Origin of the sequence: Acinetobacter sp. ABJ_C4_1, assembly GCF_044538495.1 — a bacterium.
In the GTDB taxonomy this organism is placed as follows: domain Bacteria; phylum Pseudomonadota; class Gammaproteobacteria; order Pseudomonadales; family Moraxellaceae; genus Acinetobacter; species Acinetobacter nosocomialis_A.
Genome location: NZ_JBIUCQ010000006.1, coordinates 117,855 through 137,755, shown reverse-complemented (window position 1 = coordinate 137,755; position 19,901 = coordinate 117,855). Strand labels below are relative to the sequence as shown.

The window sequence follows — 19,901 nt, the reverse complement described above, 5'->3', positions numbered from 1 at the left end:
GCATGACAAAACAAGCTTTGCTTGAAGTCAGCAATCTGGTCCGGGAATTCCCAGCTGGCGAAAGCACGATTCAAATTTTAAAAGGCATTGACCTGACCATTTATGAAGGTGAACTGGTTGCCATTGTCGGTCAGTCCGGCTCTGGTAAATCAACGCTCATGAATATTTTGGGCTGTCTGGACCGCCCAACAAGTGGTAGTTATAAGGTTAATGGTCAAGAAACCGGTAAGCTAGAACCCGACCAGTTAGCGCAGTTACGCCGTGAATATTTTGGTTTTATTTTCCAGCGTTATCATTTACTCGGTGACTTATCTGCCGAAGGTAACGTTGAAGTTCCAGCTGTTTATGCAGGTGTTACTCCTTCGGACCGTAAACAACGTGCAACAGCCCTACTCACTGAGTTGGGTCTGGGCACTAAAACCCAGAACAGACCAAGCCAACTTTCCGGTGGTCAACAGCAACGTGTTTCGATTGCCCGCGCCTTAATGAATGGCGGCGATGTAATCTTAGCCGACGAACCAACAGGTGCACTCGACTCACATAGTGGTGTTGAGGTTATGCGAATTTTGCGTGAACTCAATGCGGCTGGTCACACCATTATTTTGGTTACACACGATATGCAAGTTGCAAAAAATGCAACGCGTATTATCGAAATTAGTGACGGCGAAATTATTAGTGATCGTCCTAATGTTCCAGACCAATCTGTAGAAGAAGTTAAATCTGACCCAGATGCAGCCCCTGCTCTACAAAACAAGCAGAAAAAAGGCAAAAGTATTTCAGCTTGGCGTTCAACCTTAGACCGCTTATCTGAAGCATTCCAAATGGCTTTACTGTCCATGAATGCCCACCGTATGCGTACCTTCTTAACCATGCTAGGCATCATTATTGGTATTGCATCTGTCGTAACGGTGGTAGCGCTGGGTAATGGTTCACAAAAGCAGATTTTGGAAAATATTAGTGGCCTCGGTACTAACACAATTACAGTATTCCAAGGTCGTGGTTTTGGTGATAACTCCAAAACAGCCAATTTTAAAACGCTGGTGCCTGCCGATGCCGATGCATTAATGACGCAGCCTTATGTGAGTGCGGTCAGTCCAATGGTCAGCACATCCAAGACTATGCGTTATCAACAAAATGAAGCAAATGCGACCATTAACGGCGTAAGTAACGACTTCTTTGACGTAAAGGGACTTGTCTTCAAAGATGGTCAAACCTTTGACCAGCGTAGTGTGCGAGATCGTTCGCAAGATGTAGTCATTGATACCAATACTCAAAAACAATTCTTTAGTGATGGCACTAATCCAATTGGGCAAGTGGTATTACTGGGTAGTGTGCCAGCTCGTATTATCGGGATTGTAGAACCTCAAACTAGCGGTATGGGTTCAGATGACACACTCAACGTGTATATGCCTTATACCACGGTCATGAGCCGTATGTTAGGGCAAGCCCATGTTCGTAATATTGTCGTACGTATTAACGATAAATACTCGACCAGCGCCGCTGAAAACGCGATTGTTAACTTATTAACGCAACGACATGGTGCCCAAGATATTTTCACCATGAACAGTGACAGTATTCGTCAAACCATTGAGAAAACAACCAGCACCATGACGCTTCTGGTCTCAGCAATTGCTGTCATTTCTCTGGTGGTTGGTGGTATCGGTGTAATGAATATTATGTTGGTTTCGGTGACTGAACGTACGCAAGAAATTGGTGTGCGTATGGCTGTCGGTGCTCGACAAAGTGATATTTTGCAGCAGTTCCTAATCGAAGCAATTTTAGTGTGTTTAATTGGTGGTGTACTCGGCGTATTACTTTCGCTCGGCCTAGGACAACTCATTAACAAAGTGGCCGCAGGTAATTTCGCAGTGGCATACTCAACGACTTCTATTGTGGCTGCATTTGTTTGCTCAACATTAATTGGTGTCGTATTCGGTTTCTTGCCTGCTAAAAATGCCGCAAAACTCGACCCTGTTGCAGCACTATCACGAGAATAAGGAAAATTGCATGTCTTTTTCAATGACTAAACTTAGCGCAGCACTTCTCCTCACCAGTTCTCTTGTGGGATGTGCAGCGATGGTTAAAACACCTTACCAAGCACCGTCTGTACAGGTTCCGGGTAGCTTTCAGTACGACAATCCAACTAAAACGAAAACCGTATCAGTTGCACAATACTCTGACCGTTGGTGGACGCTTTTTAACGATGCGCAGCTCAACCAACTCGTAAACAACGTATTAGAACGCAATAGTGATTTGGCTGTTGCAGGGATCACCTTAAAGCAAGCTCGCTTAAAAGCTGATTTAACTGCAAATCAACAAGGCTTACGTACTAGTTCAAATGTTTCTACAGGTCATAGTTTCGATTTAAATTCAGGCGATGATAGTGCTAAAGGACTATCCTTAAGTGCAGGCGTAAGTTATGAACTTGATTTGTTTGGCAAGCTTGCTCGTCAAACTGAAGCAAGTAAATGGGAAGCTTTAGCGTCTGAACAAGACTTACAGTCTACAGGGCAAAGCCTGATTGCCACTACAGCGAAACTCTACTGGCAACTGGGCTATTTAAATGAACGTTATGCAACTGCGCAGCAAAGCTTAGCCACTTCACAAAAGCTTTATCAGTTAGTTCAAACCCAATATAAAGCAGGTGCAGTTTCAGGCTTAGACCTTACGCAAGCCGAGCAGTCTGTTCAAAGCCAAAAAGCAAGTTTAAGTCAAATTGAACAACAGCTTGTTGAAACACGTACAGCCATTGCCGTGTTATTGCATGAGCCTGTACAGCAGCTCAACATCCAAGAACCACAGCGTTTACCACGTACAGCGCTGCCTGCTATTGGTGCGGGTTTACCAGCGGATATTTTGTCACGTCGCCCTGACTTGCAAGCAGCCGAGCTTCGCTTGAGAAAAGCACTAGCAACCAAAGATGCGACTAAAGCAAGCTACTATCCATCAATTAGCTTAACCAGTAGTTTAGGTTCAAGCAGTACATCGTTAACGGAGTTATTACGTAACCCTGCCCTCACGCTTGGGGCGAGTTTGAGCTTACCGTTTTTGCAATATAACGATATGAAAAAAGATATCGCGATTAGCAACCTTGATTATGAAAAAGCGATTATTCAATATCGCCAAACACTTTATCAGGCTTTTGCTGATGTAGAAAACGCGTTATCAAGCCGCACAGAACTCGACAAACAAGTAGAGCTGCAACAACGTAATGTTGAACTTGCAGAAAAAACCGAACGTTTAACCGAAGTGCGCTACCGTTATGGTGCTGTTGCATTAAAAACACTTCTTGATGCCCAGCAAACTACACGTACTGCAAGATTAAGCCTTGTTGAAACCAAACAAAGCCAATACAACGCTTATGTCACCCTTATGCAGGCATTAGGTGGTTCACCTGTAAAAGAACTGCCGCAATAACTTGCGCCCAGTAAAAAAGCCGTAGTCCTTCAACTACGGCTTTTTTTATGTCTGAATAAATTTTAAAACTTATTCATCATCCATCATAGATTGGCTCATACCTACAGTATTGAAACCAGCATCTACATATAGAATTTCACCAGTAATACCTGAAGCCCAAGGTGAGCATAGGAATAACGCTGCGTTACCCACTTCTTCAATGGTTACGTTACGTTTTAATGGTGCAACTTTTTCGTTAGCATCTAACATTTTACGGAAAGATTTAATACCAGAAGCAGCTAAAGTGCGAATTGGGCCCGCAGAAATCGCGTTTACACGGATACCATCAACACCTAAGCTTGATGCCAAGTAACGAACACCAGCTTCTAAAGAAGCTTTCGCCATACCCATTACGTTGTAGTTAGGCATAACGCGCTCAGAACCTTGGTAAGTCAAAGTTAATAAACAACCTTGGCGAGCTTGTAATAAAGGTTTTGCAGCACGTGCCATTGCAACAAAGCTGTATGCACTAATGTCATGAGCAATTTTAAAACCGTCACGGTCAGTCACGTCAGTGAAGTCACCGTCAAGCGTGTGTGCAGGTGCAAAGCCGATTGAGTGCACAACACCGTCTACACCGTCCCAATGTTTTGCAAGTTCCGCAAATGCATTATCAATTTCAGCATCAACTGCTACATCACATGGAAACACAAGCTTAGAACCGAATTGCTCAGCAAACTCATCTACACGTTTTTTTAATTTTTCGTTTGGATAAGTAAATGCAAGCTCAGCACCTTCACGGTGTAATGCTTGTGCAATACCATAAGCAATTGATAATTTACTAGCAACGCCTGCAATCAAAAAGCGTTTACCTGCTAAAAGTCCTTGTGTCATGCCGATCTCACTCAAAACAATTTTCAGCATAATGCCAATATTCAACGTTTTTCGAAATTGCATAATGCATCTTTTTTCAAAAATCGCACGAAAAAAAATCGCCCCTATGCAGGAGCGACTTTTTATAATCTAAATTTTAGTCGTCAGACAATAAGCCAAGTAGACGTAAGAACGAGATATACATCCAAACTAAAGTTGCAAGCAACGCAATACCACACAACCATTCCATGAATTTTGGAGCACGGTATGCTGCATTGGTTTCGATCAAGTCAAAATCTAAAATCAGGTTAAGTGAAGCAATGACTGCAACAAATGCAGCAAAACCAATTCCTAACCAGTTACTTTCAAAAATATAAGGAATACTTGAACCAAATGCTAAACGCATAACCATCTGCACGATAAATACAATAAAGATCGCCAAAGATGCAGAGATCACAACTGATTTGAACTTTTCAGTTGCGCGTATAATTTGGAACTTATATAGACCAAACATCACCAAAGTAGTGACAAAGGTTGCCAATAACGCTTGAAGAGGAACACCCGGATATTTCAACTGGAAAGTAAACGAAATACCACCAATAAATGCTCCTTCAAATAGAGCATAAGGAATTGCTAAAGTTGGTGCAGTCGTTGGTTTAAACGTTGTGATTAAAGCTAAAACCAAGCCACCAATTGCACCCACAATTGAAGCTGCGTAAGCAATACCAACATTTGCAGTAAAGGCTGCATAGAAAAATAAAGCGACACCCACTGCGGCAGCAATGATGGTCAACATCACAGATTTTTGAATCGCACCTTGCACGGTCATCGGTTGACTGTAGTCACTGACCGTTTCAACACGGGTCAGTATCGGGTTATTACTTTGCATAAATGCTCTCTTTTTATAATAAATAAACTTAAAACATCATTTTAAGCAAAATGAATATGAAAGCCAAATTAGCCCTTGGCATTATTGTAACAATGTCCTTTAAACAATAAAAAAGGAGGCTACTGCCCCCTTTTCATTTTCACTTGAACAACGTCATTAATCTTTACCATCAGTATTCATAATGAAAAAGTATTCGCGGTAATACTTAAGTTCAGAAATTGAGTCACGAATGTCATCCATTGCTAAATGCGATGCATTCTTTTTCAGACCACTCATAATTTCAGGGCGCCAGCGTTTTGAGAGCTCTTTTACCGTAGATACATCGAGATTACGATAGTGGAAATACTGCTCTAGCTCAGGCATAAGACGATGCAAGAAACGGCGATCCTGACAAATCGAGTTACCACACATTGGTGAAACTTTTGGATTGACCCATTTTTTTAGGAATTCTAAAGTCTGTAACTCAGCGTCACGAGCTGTCAATTTACTACGGCGAACTCGCTCAATTAAACCTGACTGGCCATGCTGGCGAGTATTCCACTCATCCATTGCATTTAAAATACGATCAGGTTGATGAATAGCCAAAACCGGACCTTCGGCAAGTACATTTAAATGATCATCTGTAATAATTGTTGCGATTTCAATAATCTGGTCGTTGTCGGTATCTAAACCGGTCATTTCCAGATCAATCCAAATTAATCGTGTATTTAAAGTACTGCTCATGTATGTACGTTCTAAAATGCCGTAAAAACATCAATAGTAGCAAATTTCTTGCTTCTGCGCTGTAATTCCATACCAGCTTCGTGCTATTTTTGCGGTCTTCAAACAATGGTTTTTTTGGGATATGAATGGCTCTAATTCGTAAGCGTCGTTTAACTGAGCAACAGCAACGCCGTATTGAAAAACAGCATAAAACTCGCCAAGAAGAAGTCGATACTTCACAAGATCTAGATGGGCTGGTTGTACAGCACTATGGCCGTCAACTTGAAGTACAGGCACTTTCTGTACCCGAGCATCACCCAGAAAAACCTCAAGTTGCCGAAGGCGAACTAGAACCATTTTGGAAACCGATTGAATTAAAAAGTATTTGGCGCTGTCACACGCGTACAAATCTTGAATTACTGGTCACGGGTGACCGAGTGAAGTGGCAAGCAGACCCTAACACAGGCTTAGGGATTATTACTGCAATTCACCCACGTACTTCACTGCTTACTCGTCCAGATCGTTATCACAAAGTAAAACCTGTGGCAGCAAATATCAGTTTAATCGTTATTGTTTTTGCTCCGCTTCCAGAACCTGCACCTACTTTGATTGACCGCTACTTAGTAGCATGTGCAGATGCAAATATTCCTGCTCTTTTAGTGCTGAATAAATCAGATCTACTGACTGAAAATGACCCGATTCTCGACATGCTTAAAGAGTATGAAGATTTAGGTTATGAGAGCTTGATTTGTCATTCTAAAGGTGATATTTCAGCATTGTCTCAACGACTTGATGGTGAAACCGTTGCTTTTGTCGGTCAATCAGGGGTTGGTAAAAGCTCACTTATTAATGTGCTTATTCCAGATGCCGAGCAGAAAACCAATATCATTTCTGAAAACTCTGCACTTGGCCAACACACCACAACCTCTACGCGCTTAATCAACTTTGGTAAAAATGGTGCCTTAATTGATTCGCCGGGGATTCGCGAGTTTGGGCTTTGGCATCTCGATTTAGAAAAAATTCGTATGGGCTTCCCTGAAATTGAAGCGCATTTAGGTTCATGCCAGTTCCGTAATTGCACGCATACTCATGAAAAGAACTGTGGCTTAAAACAGGCTGTTGAAGCAGGTGAAATTTTGCCACGACGCTTAGATAGCTTCTTACGTTTAATCGATGAGATTCAAGAAGCGCAGCAAAAAAACTAATTTTCTACCCCTTTTGCCCTTGAAGTGGTGATTTTGATCACCATCTATATACGCTATACTCTAGGTCAATTTTGTTTTTAATTTTTTTAGGTGACTTGTGGAACGCTGGTTAGAGTTTATGGGGAATCACCCCATTTTGTTTGGTACACTCGGAGTCTTGATCGTATTGTTCTTCATTTTTGAAGGTCAACGTAACGGTCGTAAAATTTCTCCACAGTCGCTTGGTATTTTAGTGAAAGCGAAAAATGCTCTTTTGATTGACTTACGCGATAGCAAAGACTTCCGCGAAGGTCACATTAGTGGTAGCCGCAATATTCCTTATAGCCAAATTGCAAGTCATGCTGATGAATTAAAAGCAAGTGACCGTCCATTGGTATTTATTTGCAACCTAGGGCAAGTTGCTGGTAGCGCTTTACAGAAAGTCGCTCACCATGACAGCTATCGCCTTGATGGTGGTATCAGTAACTGGAAAGCTCAAGGCTTACCTCTCGTTAAAAGCAAACCAAAAGCTTAAGGAGAATTGTTATGGCAGCAAATGTCATTGTTTACTCAACTTCTGTATGCCCGTACTGCGTTCGCGCGAAACAATTACTTGAGCGTAAAGGTGTTGCTTACAAAGAAGTAAATCTTTCTGTTGAAGCACCAGAAGTACGTGCTGAATTAATGCAACGTACAAACCATCGTACTGTTCCACAAATTTTTATTAATGATCAGTTTATCGGTGGTTTTGACCAACTTTATGCTTTAGAGCGTGAAGGTAAACTCGACGAATTATTGGCTTAACATCGCATCCATATTAAGGAAAAAACAATGAGCGAAGAACAACAAGTTCAACCACAATTAGCTTTAGAGCGTATTTATACAAAAGATATTTCTTTTGAGGTTCCAGGGGCACAAGTTTTTACTAAACAATGGCAACCTGAACTTAACATCAATCTTTCTTCTGCTGCTGAAAAGATTGACCCAACTCACTTTGAAGTATCTTTAAAAGTTGTGGTTCAAGCCAATAACGACAATGAAACAGCGTTCATCGTAGATGTAACTCAATCTGGTATTTTCTTAATCGATAACATCGAAGAAGATCGCTTACCTTACATTTTGGGTGCATACTGCCCGAACATTTTGTTCCCGTTCTTACGTGAAGCTGTAAACGACTTAGTTACTAAGGGTAGCTTCCCACAATTACTTCTTACTCCAATCAACTTTGATGCAGAGTTCGAAGCAAATATGGAACGTGCTCAAGCTGCGGCTGTTGAAGGCCAAGCTTAATTTTATAGCTTGCTCTAAACTAAAAAAACCGCGTAATTCGCGGTTTTTTTATATGTGCTATTTGGCTCACCCTATCCTTCAAGTGAATGAAGCTGAATAGAAGGGAACTGAAACCCACGGCAAGACTGCTCTGAACGCCATGCGACCGTTAAAATCATGTTACCTAAAACAAAATTTTGATAAGCAAACGTTCCAATAAGTTCATGCGAACATAATCCGCCATGGTTGGTAGGGTGTGCTTGAGTATTTAAAGTATTTAAATCTAAACGTATACCAAGGCCGGATGCTTTTAGAACAGCTTCTTTAGTCGTCCAGACCTTAAACCAATACTCTCTATCTTGTTCTAGATTTTGCCATGTTGCATATTCATCAGGATGAAAGGCATGTTGTGCCAAACTATCTAAACGTACTTTACGGTCAAGTTCTTCAACATCTATACCAATATCTTTAACCCGCTCACTTAGCGCCAAAGCATAATATTGTTGGCTATGTGAATGGTTAAAATGCAACGTATGATTTAACAAATAAGGTTTGCCATACTCATGTTTTGCAAATATCAAATCTTCTGGATTTACATTTAGCTTTTGAGCTAATAGCTTATTTTTAATATATTGTATTTGCTGCTTTTTATAATCGTTAAATGTACGAAAGTCGGGAAAGTCTTGTTTGGACTTTAAAAGAAGTTGAGATAATGCCTGTGTATAAACTTCTATAATATGTTCAGACATTATCTCTACCCTATTTACTCAATTAATTAAAATTTAACGATGTCGCCTTTAAGCGTTACGCCAGCCATCATTGTGCCTTTATAACAGTCATATGTCGTCGTACTACGCGTTTCATTGGACTTAAAATAACTCACAATATTGGTCACTGCATTTGCACCTTGTGCTTTAGCATTGTTTTGCATTTGAATAAGCGCTGAACGTAAAACCCAATCACATGAAGCTTCTGCTGATTTAGCAAAACCATTGGTCTTTTTATTGGTTACCACATCTTTTTGAATGACTTTACCCCCCGACTTTGTACCACTTAAATAAAATTTTACAGAGCCATCCAAAGTTCCATCTGCTACGGCACGGTCTACAGCTTCTTTAAAGTTTAAATGATGTACTTCATCAGCAGCCTGAACGGTAGCAGTAAAACCAGCACTCAGCATTGCTACCAATAAAAGTTTCCTATTTAACATTGTTGTGTTCCTTATTGTTTAACACGTTTAAAAATAAGTGAAGTATTAATCCCACCAAAAGCAAAATTGTTGCTCATAATAATGTCTGCATCGAGCGCTTTAGGTTGCTGAACGATATAATCCAGATCTCCACAAAGTGGGTCAATTTCATCTAGATTTAATGTCGGAATAAAGCAATTACGGTTCATCATTTCAATACTGAGCCAAGCTTCAATAGCGCCACATGCCCCCAGCGTATGTCCAAAATAACTTTTTAATGAACTAATTGGCTTACGTCCTAAAACTTTTGCTGTCGCCTGACTTTCTGCTACATCCCCCTGATCGGTCGATGTGCCATGTGCATTTACATAACCAATATCACTAGCCTGCAAAGATGCATCTTTAAGCGCCAACTCCATACAACGCCCCATCATTTCAGCGTCAGGTTTAGTTACATGCTGGCCATCAGTATTGCTTCCATATCCAATAAGTTCAGCATAAATATGTGCACCGCGGGCTTTAGCATGTTCGTATTCTTCTAAAATTAAACAGCCTGCTCCTTCCCCAATCACTAAACCATCTCGTTTTGCATCAAATGGACGTGGTGTTTTTTCTGGCTGATCATTCATATTACTTGTGGCAAATAGAACATCAAAAACAGCCGCGCCCGCAGCACTGAGCTCTTCTGCACCACCCGCAATCATGACTAGTTGTTTGCCATATTTAATTGCTTCATAAGCTTGACCAATGGCCATAGAGCCAGAAGTACAAGCACTAGACGTCGGTAAAGTTAAGCCTTTTAGGCCAAAATATACGGTCATATTAACAGCACTGGTATGGGCCATCATACGTATATAAGTGGTTGCATTAATCTTACTCATGCTCTGATGAAGCAACATGCTTGCAAACTCACCTACAGCCTCTACGCTCCCCGCAGAAGAACCAAATGCAACGCCTGTTTCACCACTGGACAAAATTTCGTGCCCAAGTAAACCAGCATTTTGCAAAGCTGTTTCAGCACATACCACAGACATGAGCGCAACACGCCCCATACCACGGGTCACTTTACGGTTAAAGTGCTTAGGAACATGAAATGTTTCGACTGGACCACCAAGCTTAGTCCGAAGGTCAACATACTGTTCCCATTCAGGCATATAGCGGATGCCACTTTTCGCTGCATTAAATTGATCAAAAATCTCGTCGGAAGTTTCACCTAAAGAGGTAATTCCAGCCATTCCTGTTACAACAACGCGTTTCATCAGATGAGTCCTCCATTTACAGAGATCACCTGTCGGGTTACATAAGAGGCTTCATCTGAACATAAAAATTTCACTACGCTCGCCACTTCATCGACCTGTCCCATGCGTTGTAACGGAATCATTTTAAGTGCATGTTCTTTAACTTCATCGGTGACCATTTCGGTCTCAATCAGCCCCGGTGCAACACAGTTCACGGTAATTTTTCGCTTTGCCAACTCGAGTGCCAAGGCTTTGGTCGCACCAATTAAACCTGCTTTTGCAGCGCTATAGTTCACCTGACCACGGTTACCCATAATTCCAGAAACAGAAGATAAAGTGACAATACGCCCGCCCTTGCGTAAGTGAATCATTGGCATAATGAGCGGTTTTAAAACGTTATAGAAACCATCTAATGAAGTCGAAATCACTTCATCCCAGTCTTGATCAGTGAGTGCAGGAAAAGCACCATCATGGGTAAGCCCAGCATTGAGAACCACGCCATAAAAAGCACCATGCTGCTCTACATCTTGTTCTAAAATTTGCTGAACCGTACTGCGCTCATTTACATCAAACATTAAATAATGGCTATTTTGTCCTAATGCCTGAATCTCTTGTACGACTTGCTCCGCTTCTGACTGACGTGAACGTGCATGTACCGTTACATCAAAACCAGCCTTTGCCAGTTGTAATGCAATCGCCTTCCCAATTCCTCGACTTGAACCCGTTACTAAAATTCGTCTTGTCACAATGTATTCCTAATTCTTTGTGGTTATTCAAATGGTGATTCTGTTGGCTCAAATACACTTAACGTTGCCTGAATGCAGTGTTCAGCATATTGAATTTCACAGGAAAATTGCCCAAGTCCTTCATGAAAATATTGTTGTTCTATTTGAATGATCAATCGAGAACCCAAGGCGAAATAAGGAATAGGTAAATGTAATTTACGTGTTCCCAATAAAAATCCGACTTTTGGTGCTTGTTCTGACTGTTGGCCTTGCCAGCCTGAGTAAGCACTAATGGTTTGCGCCATAATTTCAATGCTTGCCCATGTCGGTAAACCTTCTGCTTCACAAAACATAAGCTCAGGTGTAATGGTTAGCTCAGCTTGTGCTCGCCCTTCTGCAACCTCAGTTAAATGGTCTATAAATACCATTGGTTGCTCATGAGGAATATATTGAATTGCCTCCAGTTTCATTAGGGCTTCACTCCAAAAACAAGACTAATATTACTTCCCCCAAAAGCGAAAGAATTACTCATTACATAGCGAATGGATTGTTTTAGTTCGGCATTTTGCACATAGTTTTGGTCAGCCAAATCCGGATCAATCTCAACATCTCGATGTAATGGTAGCCAGCTCTGATCTTTTAAAACCTGCTCACAAATAAACGCTTCTATAGCACCAGCCGCACCAAGACAATGTCCAGTTTTATGCTTGGTACTACTTAAGGCAACTTGATAATCGCCAAAGACTTGTCGTACAGCTTTTATTTCCATGGCATCGTTTTGTGGAGTTGCAGTTCCATGAAGGTTTAAATATCCAATATCTCGTGCAGATATATTTGCCATCTCCAATGCGCGTTCCATAGCGATCGCAGCGCCTTTACCTTCCGGATGCGGAGCAGAAATATGCCATGCATCCATTGATTCTCCCGCACCCATTAACATGACAGGTGTTTGCTCTTTAGTGAGCAAAAAGAAGGCTGCGGCTTCACCAATATTAATACCATCACGTCCAGCCCCACATGGCTGACAAATATCGCTAGATAAACTCTCTAGGCTATTAAATCCATTGAGTGTGAGTTGGCACAAAGTATCGACACCACCTACTAGTACTGCATCAGCTAAATCGGCTTGTAGCAAACGCTGCCCAGCAGCCAAAGCTTTAGCACTTGAGGAACAAGCAGTAGAAATGGTATATGCTGGCCCTTCCCAATTTAAATACTGTTGTAAGGCCTTTGCCAAACAACTCATTTCCTGACGTCGGTGAGAAATGAGTTGTTGAGTCTGTCCTTCAAAATATTGCTTAAGTAACAATTCACTATCGGAAATACCAGAAGTAGAGGTTCCAACCACAATCGCTAAACGTTTTGATGGAAACTTCTCTGTATAACTTTTTAGTTCGGTTTCAATTTTTGCTAAAGCAGTCAGAGCAAATCTTAAATTACGAGAATCGACAGACTGTAAGGCATCCGGCACACTCGAACACAATGGGTGCGTATATTGTCCCACCCAAACATTACGATCAGCGATTAAATCATCACGCAAAGTCAAGGTTTGCTGTGGCTGTTGTAATGCTTGTTTGATTTGATCAGGTTCACAACCTAATGCAGATAAACCCACACTGAACTGTATGCCGACTGCCATTTGAGCAGAATTATTTATAGATGAAACGCTCATGGTGTACTGCTTTTTTGAGGCTGCAAGGTATTTTCAATCGAACTTAGCGTCATGCTATAAGGAACTTGCTGATTAAGTAATTCGATACTTCCCTGACCTTTCTTGATCTGTAATACAGGCTGTTTATCAATATAAATCTCCTGATTATCAGCCTGTTGCTTCATTTCTACAGCTTGCTGTCCCAAGCTTGAAAATTTTGGGTAGGTCGCAAATAAAAGATCACGTACCACAAATTCAAAAGGTAATAAGCGCATTTGGTCAATACGCTGCTCTACATGAACTCGTTGCCCATCAAACTGTAATTTAAACAGCTGTTGACCAGTCAAGCTCAAAGCGACCATATCCAGTACAGTTCCTTGCTGTTGCTGATAAAGCAAAAAACTAAAACTTTGCTGTTTCCACTGAACTTCAACCTGATCCTGTCTTTGATAAGCTTGAGTTTGCCATAAGGGACTTTGTAAACCTTTCGCATGTGGCATCACTTGGCAGCCCGTAAAACATAGGCAACTACCAAGTAATATCATCATCCATTTGCGCTGCATGCTTATACCTCTAATACCTGTTCTTGCGTTAAGCCTTCACGACAGTATTCTGCTAGGGTGTTAAGTCTACGTTTGGCATTTTTATGAATTGGGTTTTTTTCGTCCCATGCATAACCCGCCAGTAATGATGAAATCATACGGCGAATGCCATCATTCTGATTTTGTGAAAAAACGACGTCCTGAAATTCACCTTCATACCATGACTCAACATAGGCACGAAACACCTGAATGCCACGGCGCAGCGGTTTTTCATATTCTTGCAACCAGTCTACCTGTTCACCTTGCAAAACACGCTCAACCAAAGGAACCGCCAAGCTGGAAGATTTTAACGCGATAGTCACTCCTGATGAAAACACTGGATCAAGAAACTCACCCGCATTCCCTAAAAGTGCATAATTGCGATCTGCCAAATGCTTAACATTGGCAGAATAGCCCACCAAAGTACGTACTGGTGTATCAAACTTAGCTTGATGAAGTACCTCCGACAAGCTTGGTTCGTCAGCTAAAATGCGTTTAAACATTGCCTCTGGCTCATTATCGGCAGCATTTTCAACTGTGTATTTGTCAAAGAAATCTTGTTCAGCCACTACACCAAAAGAAGCTCTGCCGTCAGCAAATGGAATTAGCCAATACCATGCACGGTGGTCTTTTTCATGTACAGTAATTAAAATTTTATTACGGTCAAACTCAGGGTCATCCGTAATTCCATCTTCAATATGAGTAAACAGCGCACGACGTACCGGAAAGTTTGATGGACTCTCTAAATCTAACAATTTTGGCAAAATTCGACCAAACCCACTTGCATCAAGTAAGAACTTGGTTTGAATTTGATAGCTTTGCTGATTTTCATCTAATACCGTAAGAATAGGTTGTTCCGGTGCTACATCTACATCTAAAACTTCATGCCCAAAACGGAGGTCTGCCCCATAAGCCTGAGCTTGTTTAGCAAGTAAATTGTCAAAATCGGCACGGCGAACTTGCCAAGTCGTCCCCGGCCCATCGGTAAATTTTTCAGTAAAGTCATAAAAACTGCGTTGTTTACCACGTAAAAAGGCCGCACCATTTTTAAATTGAAACGCATATTGCTCGACATGCTCGCGAACTGTTTCTAGTAAACCGGCTTCTTCTAAAAACGCCATAGATTGCGGTAGTAATGACTCACCAATTGAAAACCGTGGGAAATACTGCTTTTCCAAAACTGCGACTTTATAGCCTTTTTTGCGCAGAAGTGCCGCAGCAGAACTTCCTGATGGACCCGCCCCAATAATCACTACATCAATTTTTTCTAAAGTGCTCATAGCACAACTTTCCTTTTTAATTTATTCAAATTATGAATGGTCTTGTAAATTCACGATATGTTTTTCATCTGCCGGGGTGAATAAAGTCGCATAGATGAATGAGAAAATAACCCCAAATAAAACCGTCAAACCAAAACAGTGAATTGCATACGTATGGCTAAATGAAAGTAATCCAAAGCCAAGTAAGGTCGACATCATACATAAAAATAACGCCATTCCAACTACTTGTGGATGATCATGCCCATGTCGATAAAAAATTGCATAGTCGACACCAATCCCAATGATCAGGAAAGTCGCCATAATACTAAACAAATTAATTTCTACACCTAACCACGCCTGAACAGCAAAAGTGCTCAATAACGCCAAACTCACAGGCAGAACTAGAGGCACAATTGAACTTAGTCCATAAATAACAGCTAAGCCTAGTGTTAATCCAATTAACGCATAAATCAGAAGATGCTGAGCCTGTACTCTATGCTCGGCAAACATTTGCGACATTGTTGCAATCGGTTGCTGAAAATGCACATATTGAGACTGTAGCCCTTTTAAAACCTCTGGATGTTTTATTCCTGTCACCATAACCAAACGCTCATTCGCTTGGAGCTGTAAAAAAGCTAAAGGATGATCTTTAAATACGGTAAAATCCAATAGGGGTTGTTTCGCGAGCTGCTGTTGCCATTGCAAAACATCAGCCACATTTAACCCCATACTTTGTGCATATTGTTCTAAAGTCGAGCGTGGAATACTTTGTAATAGCTGCACATTATGTTGCTGTTGAACCAACGGTGGAATCCACTGTCCCAAAGCTTGAAATGCAGAAATTTCTCCTTTTGCCTGTAACTGCTGCAACTGTCCAATGAGTTGTTGTTCCTGTTGTTGCATTTCATTTGCAGAGGCGGCTTTTACCACAAAATAATCACTGCCTTGTTGTTGTCCAAATTGTTCACGTACAGTTTGATCTTGCTGCTTTAAGCTCGCATCCATACCTTGCAAATTACGAATATCATCGTTTGTTTTAAGGTAGAAAAGACTAACTGTACCTGCAACTAAAATAGTCGCGATCAAGCTATAACGTATTTTTGCACGTTGCTGAAACCACAGTCGTGTTTGTCCAATCCATGACAAAGCATGTATGGCTGGCTGGGCATTAAGTGCCGGTAGTCTTGGTAACAGAAGCACACTACTAATCCAAGCCGCAGTTAATCCGACAATTGAAAATACCGCAATCTGTCTAAACCCGGGAAATGGTGTAAAACTCAAAAAGACATAAGCCACCAAGGTGGTCATTAAGCCCATAAATAAGCTAGGCAATAAAGGTAATAAAATCTGGAAACCACCAAGCTTTCTATGCTGCGATTGCATTGCCATGAAGTAAAAAGAAAAATCGACACAAACCCCGATTAGACTCGCACCAAATACTAAAGTGATGAGATGGATTTCCCCAAATATCCAGTGAGTCACTGCAAATGCAACAAAGCTTCCAGTCGAAACAGCAATAAATTCTGTAGCCATAGGACGTAATGAGCGGAAACCAAACCACACTAGAAAAATCAGACCTAATGTCGAACCAACACCAATGGTCGAGATTTCCTCTTTAGCTGATTGCGTTCCAAAATTCGTAAATAAGATCGTTCCCGTCCAATGGGAATTTAGCCCGATTGCAGCTAATTTTTGTTTGGTCTGATCAATCCAGTTCGATACTTGTTCTTGATAATCAATATTGTATGGGCTTTGGGTTAACTGTAATACAAATAACCGTGAAAGCCCCTGATCATGATGAATAGTCGCAAAGCCTTGTTCCATTTCAATATCTTGCTGCGATGGCTTTGCCAATTGCATGGCATAACGAGTAAACAAGAGTAATGGATCTTGCTTAAGTGATTCTGCTGTCACAGGTAACCCCGGACTCATCATCTGCATTAAGCTTTGTTCGCTAAGAGCCGAGTAGTCTTTTTTTTGTAGTAACTGCTGGTCTTGCTCGCTTAACAAACCTACCCGATGTTGATAGAGCTGCTTTGCAAATTGATCAAAATCAAGTTGTGGTTTTAAAGGTTGCCATAATGCACTACTTTTGGCTTGTACCGTTAAAAGCTCCGTCGCGCGTTGTATCTCAGATTCATCTTTAGCATCAACTATAACAAATACTTTGTTATTGAGTTGCTCATTCATATACTGCTGAGTACGTGCAAGCTGTGGGTCCTGCTGCATTTTTGGCAATAGCGCAAAAATATCCGTCTGAATATGGATATCTTTTTTAAGCCACGTTATACCCAACCCCACAGCCATGAGTAAGAGCGCGATTAGCCACAGTACAGTAAATTTATTTTGCCAATTGGAAAAGCGCATGCTCGGCAGCCATTAAAGTCGTCGGTTTAGAAGTCTGGTGACTAAAGCGAATTGTGGTCAAATTATTGGCTTTTTCGGTAATCACAATTTGGTTTACATACTGTTGACCTTGAGCATCTACACGCACAAACAGTTTTTTAAATAAGCTACTTTTTGGCGTTAAACTAATATTCCAGCCCGCTGGACTATAGTTTGCACTCACTACATTAAAGTTCTTTGCCAAGGCTTGTTCATTGCCTGACATTAACTGCAAAAAGAGTGTTGCAACAGAACTATAAGGCGATTGATCAATTTGAATCTGGCTAAATGTTCGCTGAGTTTTTTGTACCAGTTTGGTTGGAGTAACAATGAGATCCGCCTGTACCGGACGTTTAATTTGCCATGCCACACCATAAGATTTCGCAAATAATAAAGAACCGTTGGATACAAAAGTTTTATTCAAAGACGGTAATTTCTTTTGCTGCTCGAAATCAGCACGGACAATCGGCGTTTGTGCCAACTGCTGAAAAATCTGTGTCACTTCTGTTGAGGCCGCATAAACGGCACTCAAGCTGCCCATCCAGACTGCGAGACCTATCCCTAAAGTTTTAACAAATTTAGACATCATGCTCCTCTCGTTGGCTGGAACTCAGACCACGCATTTAAACGTTCAAATAAAACCTGAGGTGACTGAAGGCACATTTCACGGTTAGCAATATTTACAGCAACCTGTGTGGTATAACCCTTGGTTAAACGCTTTCCAGACTCGGCATCAAAAATTAAATAGTCTATTTTTAAACGGTTTTCCCATTCTTTTAAAATAGCCCGAACCCGAATCTTTTGTTCAAACTCAATACCATATGCATAACGGACGTGACTTTCTATCACAGGCCATGCATAACCAGATTCTTTCATTTGCATATAGTTGTAATGAAATTGATCAAGCAATTTACAGCGTGCAATTTCAAAATACTTTAAATAGTGTCCATGCCAAACCACATTCATGGTATCAACATCATGAAATGGAATCTCAATGATTACATCCGCATGCATTCGCTCACCTTATCCCATAAATTCTGGTTCATTAAACAATTCAAGTTGGTCTAAACGATCAACAATCTGTTGTAATTCGGTTTGTAATGGTCGATCTTCTTCGACAAATGCAAAGCTTTGTAAGGTCCATTGCATGAAGGCTTGTAATGTTGGGCTTAATTGTTCCGTTAAACCTTTCAAATGAATCGCCTGTACACTCGCACAGCATAGCGCTGCAATTACTTGCTGTGTCAGGGTAATCACACGGCTCGCATCACGTGCAGCAATGGTTCCCATACTGACTTTGTCTTGGTTATGGCATTCGGTTGAACGTGAAAAAATTGAAGCAGCTAAGGTGTTTTTTAGCGCTTCGGCTGTCCACGCGGAGACTCCAATCTGTACAGCTTTAAAACCATGATTCAGTGGCAAACGTTCAGCCGTTGCACCTGTTAAATTACGTGGTAAACCATGATTCATTTTATGATCAACCAACTGTGCAATCTGTCTATCCATCAAGTCGGCAATATTGGCAATCATAATTTTTAAGCTATCCATTGCCTGTGCAATGTGTCCACCGTAGAAGTGACCGCCATGCAATACACGCATGCCGACAGGATCAATCAATGGATTGTCGTTACTCGAATTCAGCTCATTTTCAATAAACTGACGTAACCATACTTTTGAGTCTTCAAACACGCCAATAATATGCGGCGCACAGCGTAATGAGTAACGATCTTGCAGGCGTGGACTCTGATGTGCTGTTTGTACTTCACTGTTCAGCCAATCACGTAATTGCTTGGCAATCTGTTGCTGCCCGGGATGCGGCTTTTGTGCAAACAGAACTTCATCGAAATGACTTGGATTACCTTCCAATGCCAATACGTTCAGCGCAGTAATTAAAGTACTTGCAAGAGCAATCTGCTCGGCTTTTTTATAATTTAAACATGCAATTGCCGTCATCACCGCAGTACCATTCATAAGGGCCAAGCCCTCTTTCGGTCTGAGTGTTAAAGGCTGCAACCCTTTTTCGGCATACACTTGAGCAACCGGAACAATTCGTCCATCGACATAAACATCACGCTCACCAACTAAAGTTCCCGCAATATAAGACAATGGCGTTAAATCACCGCTTGCCCCCACCGAACCTTCAGATGGAATAACCGGAATCACATTTTCATTGAGCAACCAAACTAAGCGTTCCAGCAAAGCAATCGACACACCTGAATAACCACGTGCCAATGAACATAAACGAGTAACAACGACTGCACGTGCGGTGATTACATCAAGGTTTTCACCTAAACCACAGCCATGAAAACGAGAAAGATGCAGCGGTAATTCATTGACCTGATGCAATGGAACTTCAACTAAACATGAGTCACCGTAACCCGTGGTCACACCATAGATTACCCCTTCTTCTTCAAGTAACTGATCGAGAAAATCAGCTCCTTTTTGAATCAGTTCACGCCATTCAGAAGACGCAGGTAAAGCAACCTGACATTCGCCTCTGGCTACAGCAACAACATCTTCAATGCAAAGTGGTTGTTCCCCTACGGTTAACACACGCATG

At 41.3% G+C, this 19,901-nt stretch carries 21 protein-coding genes; 6 read left to right on the top strand and 15 right to left on the bottom strand.

Annotated elements, in window-relative coordinates; genetic code table 11:
- Positions 1-2 precede the first annotated feature (2 nt).
- Positions 3-1,997 carry a MacB family efflux pump subunit gene (locus tag ACIF8R_RS09860; RefSeq protein ID WP_263612918.1) on the top strand — a complete coding sequence of 665 codons (1,995 nt, stop codon included), beginning with the start codon at positions 3-5 and terminating at the stop codon, positions 1,995-1,997.
- 22 nt (positions 1,998-2,019) lie between these two features.
- Positions 2,020-3,417 (top strand): efflux transporter outer membrane subunit, encoded by a 1,398-nt coding sequence (locus ACIF8R_RS09855; protein WP_396480569.1) that lies wholly within the window; start codon positions 2,020-2,022, stop codon positions 3,415-3,417.
- A gap of 69 nt (positions 3,418-3,486) precedes the next feature.
- Here the strand turns inward: ACIF8R_RS09855 and ACIF8R_RS09850 are convergent, their stop codons facing one another.
- The 3 genes from ACIF8R_RS09850 to orn all read right to left on the bottom strand — a co-directional run bounded on the left by ACIF8R_RS09850 (position 3,487) and on the right by orn (position 5,881).
- Positions 3,487-4,290 carry an enoyl-ACP reductase gene (locus ACIF8R_RS09850; RefSeq protein ID WP_002027450.1) on the bottom strand — a complete coding sequence of 268 codons (804 nt, stop codon included), beginning with the start codon at positions 4,288-4,290 and terminating at the stop codon, positions 3,487-3,489.
- A 136-nt stretch (positions 4,291-4,426) separates the two neighbouring features.
- A complete protein-coding gene (locus ACIF8R_RS09845; RefSeq protein ID WP_002053496.1) occupies positions 4,427-5,158 on the bottom strand; it encodes a Bax inhibitor-1/YccA family protein in 732 nt (243 codons plus the stop codon).
- A gap of 156 nt (positions 5,159-5,314) precedes the next feature.
- A complete protein-coding gene (orn, locus tag ACIF8R_RS09840) occupies positions 5,315-5,881 on the bottom strand; it encodes an oligoribonuclease (RefSeq protein WP_000099436.1) in 567 nt (188 codons plus the stop codon).
- A 125-nt stretch (positions 5,882-6,006) separates the two neighbouring features.
- Here orn and rsgA point away from each other — a divergent pair, with 125 nt between their 5' ends.
- The 4 genes from rsgA (at position 6,007) to secB (ending at position 8,334) form a co-directional block, all read left to right on the top strand.
- A complete protein-coding gene (gene rsgA, locus ACIF8R_RS09835; RefSeq protein WP_396480482.1) occupies positions 6,007-7,065 on the top strand; it encodes a ribosome small subunit-dependent GTPase A in 1,059 nt (352 codons plus the stop codon).
- A gap of 97 nt (positions 7,066-7,162) precedes the next feature.
- Positions 7,163-7,579 carry a rhodanese-like domain-containing protein gene (locus ACIF8R_RS09830; protein WP_000443006.1) on the top strand — a complete coding sequence of 139 codons (417 nt, stop codon included), beginning with the start codon at positions 7,163-7,165 and terminating at the stop codon, positions 7,577-7,579.
- A gap of 11 nt (positions 7,580-7,590) precedes the next feature.
- Positions 7,591-7,848 (top strand): glutaredoxin 3, encoded by a 258-nt coding sequence (gene grxC, locus ACIF8R_RS09825; RefSeq protein ID WP_000729828.1) that lies wholly within the window; start codon positions 7,591-7,593, stop codon positions 7,846-7,848.
- Positions 7,849-7,875: 27 nt separating this feature from the next.
- Entirely contained in the window at positions 7,876-8,334 is a 459-nt protein-coding gene (gene secB / locus ACIF8R_RS09820; RefSeq protein WP_002053511.1) for a protein-export chaperone SecB, read from the top strand.
- Positions 8,335-8,405: 71 nt separating this feature from the next.
- Here the strand turns inward: secB and ACIF8R_RS09815 are convergent, their stop codons facing one another.
- From ACIF8R_RS09815 to hutH, 12 genes are read right to left on the bottom strand one after another with little or no spacing between them, the layout of a single operon-like run.
- Positions 8,406-9,062, bottom strand: a complete 657-nt coding sequence (locus tag ACIF8R_RS09815; RefSeq protein ID WP_396480480.1) for a 4'-phosphopantetheinyl transferase family protein — start codon at positions 9,060-9,062, stop codon at positions 8,406-8,408.
- Between the two features lie 26 nt (positions 9,063-9,088).
- Complete coding sequence (locus ACIF8R_RS09810) at positions 9,089-9,523, bottom strand: excinuclease (RefSeq protein WP_396480478.1); 435 nt, start codon at positions 9,521-9,523, stop codon at positions 9,089-9,091.
- An 11-nt stretch (positions 9,524-9,534) separates the two neighbouring features.
- Complete coding sequence (locus ACIF8R_RS09805; protein ID WP_396480476.1) at positions 9,535-10,761, bottom strand: beta-ketoacyl-ACP synthase; 1,227 nt, start codon at positions 10,759-10,761, stop codon at positions 9,535-9,537.
- Positions 10,761-11,486 (bottom strand): 3-ketoacyl-ACP reductase FabG2, encoded by a 726-nt coding sequence (locus ACIF8R_RS09800; protein ID WP_396480474.1) that lies wholly within the window; start codon positions 11,484-11,486, stop codon positions 10,761-10,763. Before ACIF8R_RS09800 ends, ACIF8R_RS09805 begins: the two co-directional genes overlap by 1 nt.
- A 23-nt stretch (positions 11,487-11,509) precedes the next feature.
- On the bottom strand, positions 11,510-11,935 hold the full coding sequence (locus tag ACIF8R_RS09795; RefSeq protein WP_396480472.1) for a 3-hydroxylacyl-ACP dehydratase: 426 nt from the start codon (positions 11,933-11,935) through the stop codon (positions 11,510-11,512).
- Positions 11,935-13,137: a beta-ketoacyl-[acyl-carrier-protein] synthase family protein gene (locus tag ACIF8R_RS09790; RefSeq protein WP_396480470.1), complete on the bottom strand. Its 1,203-nt coding sequence runs from the start codon at positions 13,135-13,137 to the stop codon at positions 11,935-11,937. The genes ACIF8R_RS09795 and ACIF8R_RS09790 overlap by 1 nt, the downstream gene beginning before the upstream one ends.
- On the bottom strand, positions 13,134-13,679 hold the full coding sequence (locus tag ACIF8R_RS09785) for a DUF3261 domain-containing protein (protein ID WP_396480468.1): 546 nt from the start codon (positions 13,677-13,679) through the stop codon (positions 13,134-13,136). Before ACIF8R_RS09785 ends, ACIF8R_RS09790 begins: the two co-directional genes overlap by 4 nt.
- 2 nt (positions 13,680-13,681) lie before the next feature.
- On the bottom strand, positions 13,682-14,977 hold the full coding sequence (locus tag ACIF8R_RS09780; protein ID WP_396480466.1) for an NAD(P)/FAD-dependent oxidoreductase: 1,296 nt from the start codon (positions 14,975-14,977) through the stop codon (positions 13,682-13,684).
- Between the two features lie 30 nt (positions 14,978-15,007).
- On the bottom strand, positions 15,008-17,323 hold the full coding sequence (locus ACIF8R_RS09775; RefSeq protein ID WP_396480464.1) for an MMPL family transporter: 2,316 nt from the start codon (positions 17,321-17,323) through the stop codon (positions 15,008-15,010).
- Entirely contained in the window at positions 17,298-17,927 is a 630-nt protein-coding gene (locus tag ACIF8R_RS09770; protein WP_396480567.1) for an outer membrane lipoprotein carrier protein LolA, read from the bottom strand. Before ACIF8R_RS09770 ends, ACIF8R_RS09775 begins: the two co-directional genes overlap by 26 nt.
- The gene (locus ACIF8R_RS09765; protein ID WP_039250438.1) at positions 17,927-18,355 is read right to left on the bottom strand and encodes a thioesterase family protein; all 429 of its coding nucleotides are present in this window, start codon (positions 18,353-18,355) and stop codon (positions 17,927-17,929) included. Before ACIF8R_RS09765 ends, ACIF8R_RS09770 begins: the two co-directional genes overlap by 1 nt.
- A 9-nt stretch (positions 18,356-18,364) precedes the next feature.
- Positions 18,365-19,900, bottom strand: coding sequence for a histidine ammonia-lyase (gene hutH, locus ACIF8R_RS09760; RefSeq protein WP_396462495.1), 1,536 nt, complete (start codon positions 19,898-19,900; stop codon positions 18,365-18,367).
- Position 19,901 lies beyond the last annotated feature (1 nt).

Bases quoted from the DNA above. Each gene is read 5' to 3' on its own strand.
- ACIF8R_RS09780 (WP_396480466.1), bottom strand. From the start codon at position 14,977: ATGAGCACTTTAGAAAAAATTGATGTAGTGATTATTGGGGCGGGTCCA.
- ACIF8R_RS09805 (WP_396480476.1), bottom strand. From the start codon at position 10,761: ATGAAACGCGTTGTTGTAACAGGAATGGCTGGAATTACCTCTTTAGGT.
- ACIF8R_RS09790 (WP_396480470.1), bottom strand. From the start codon at position 13,137: ATGAGCGTTTCATCTATAAATAATTCTGCTCAAATGGCAGTCGGCATA.
- ACIF8R_RS09810 (WP_396480478.1), bottom strand. From the start codon at position 9,523: ATGTTAAATAGGAAACTTTTATTGGTAGCAATGCTGAGTGCTGGTTTT.
- ACIF8R_RS09860 (WP_263612918.1), top strand. From the start codon at position 3: ATGACAAAACAAGCTTTGCTTGAAGTCAGCAATCTGGTCCGGGAATTC.
- ACIF8R_RS09815 (WP_396480480.1), bottom strand. From the start codon at position 9,062: ATGTCTGAACATATTATAGAAGTTTATACACAGGCATTATCTCAACTT.
- ACIF8R_RS09845 (WP_002053496.1), bottom strand. From the start codon at position 5,158: ATGCAAAGTAATAACCCGATACTGACCCGTGTTGAAACGGTCAGTGAC.
- hutH (WP_396462495.1), bottom strand. From the start codon at position 19,900: ATGCGTGTGTTAACCGTAGGGGAACAACCACTTTGCATTGAAGATGTT.
- ACIF8R_RS09770 (WP_396480567.1), bottom strand. From the start codon at position 17,927: ATGTCTAAATTTGTTAAAACTTTAGGGATAGGTCTCGCAGTCTGGATG.
- ACIF8R_RS09850 (WP_002027450.1), bottom strand. From the start codon at position 4,290: ATGACACAAGGACTTTTAGCAGGTAAACGCTTTTTGATTGCAGGCGTT.
- ACIF8R_RS09795 (WP_396480472.1), bottom strand. From the start codon at position 11,935: ATGAAACTGGAGGCAATTCAATATATTCCTCATGAGCAACCAATGGTA.
- orn (WP_000099436.1), bottom strand. From the start codon at position 5,881: ATGAGCAGTACTTTAAATACACGATTAATTTGGATTGATCTGGAAATG.
- ACIF8R_RS09785 (WP_396480468.1), bottom strand. From the start codon at position 13,679: ATGCAGCGCAAATGGATGATGATATTACTTGGTAGTTGCCTATGTTTT.
- ACIF8R_RS09855 (WP_396480569.1), top strand. From the start codon at position 2,020: ATGACTAAACTTAGCGCAGCACTTCTCCTCACCAGTTCTCTTGTGGGA.
- secB (WP_002053511.1), top strand. From the start codon at position 7,876: ATGAGCGAAGAACAACAAGTTCAACCACAATTAGCTTTAGAGCGTATT.
- rsgA (WP_396480482.1), top strand. From the start codon at position 6,007: ATGGCTCTAATTCGTAAGCGTCGTTTAACTGAGCAACAGCAACGCCGT.
- ACIF8R_RS09765 (WP_039250438.1), bottom strand. From the start codon at position 18,355: ATGCATGCGGATGTAATCATTGAGATTCCATTTCATGATGTTGATACC.
- ACIF8R_RS09775 (WP_396480464.1), bottom strand. From the start codon at position 17,323: ATGCGCTTTTCCAATTGGCAAAATAAATTTACTGTACTGTGGCTAATC.
- grxC (WP_000729828.1), top strand. From the start codon at position 7,591: ATGGCAGCAAATGTCATTGTTTACTCAACTTCTGTATGCCCGTACTGC.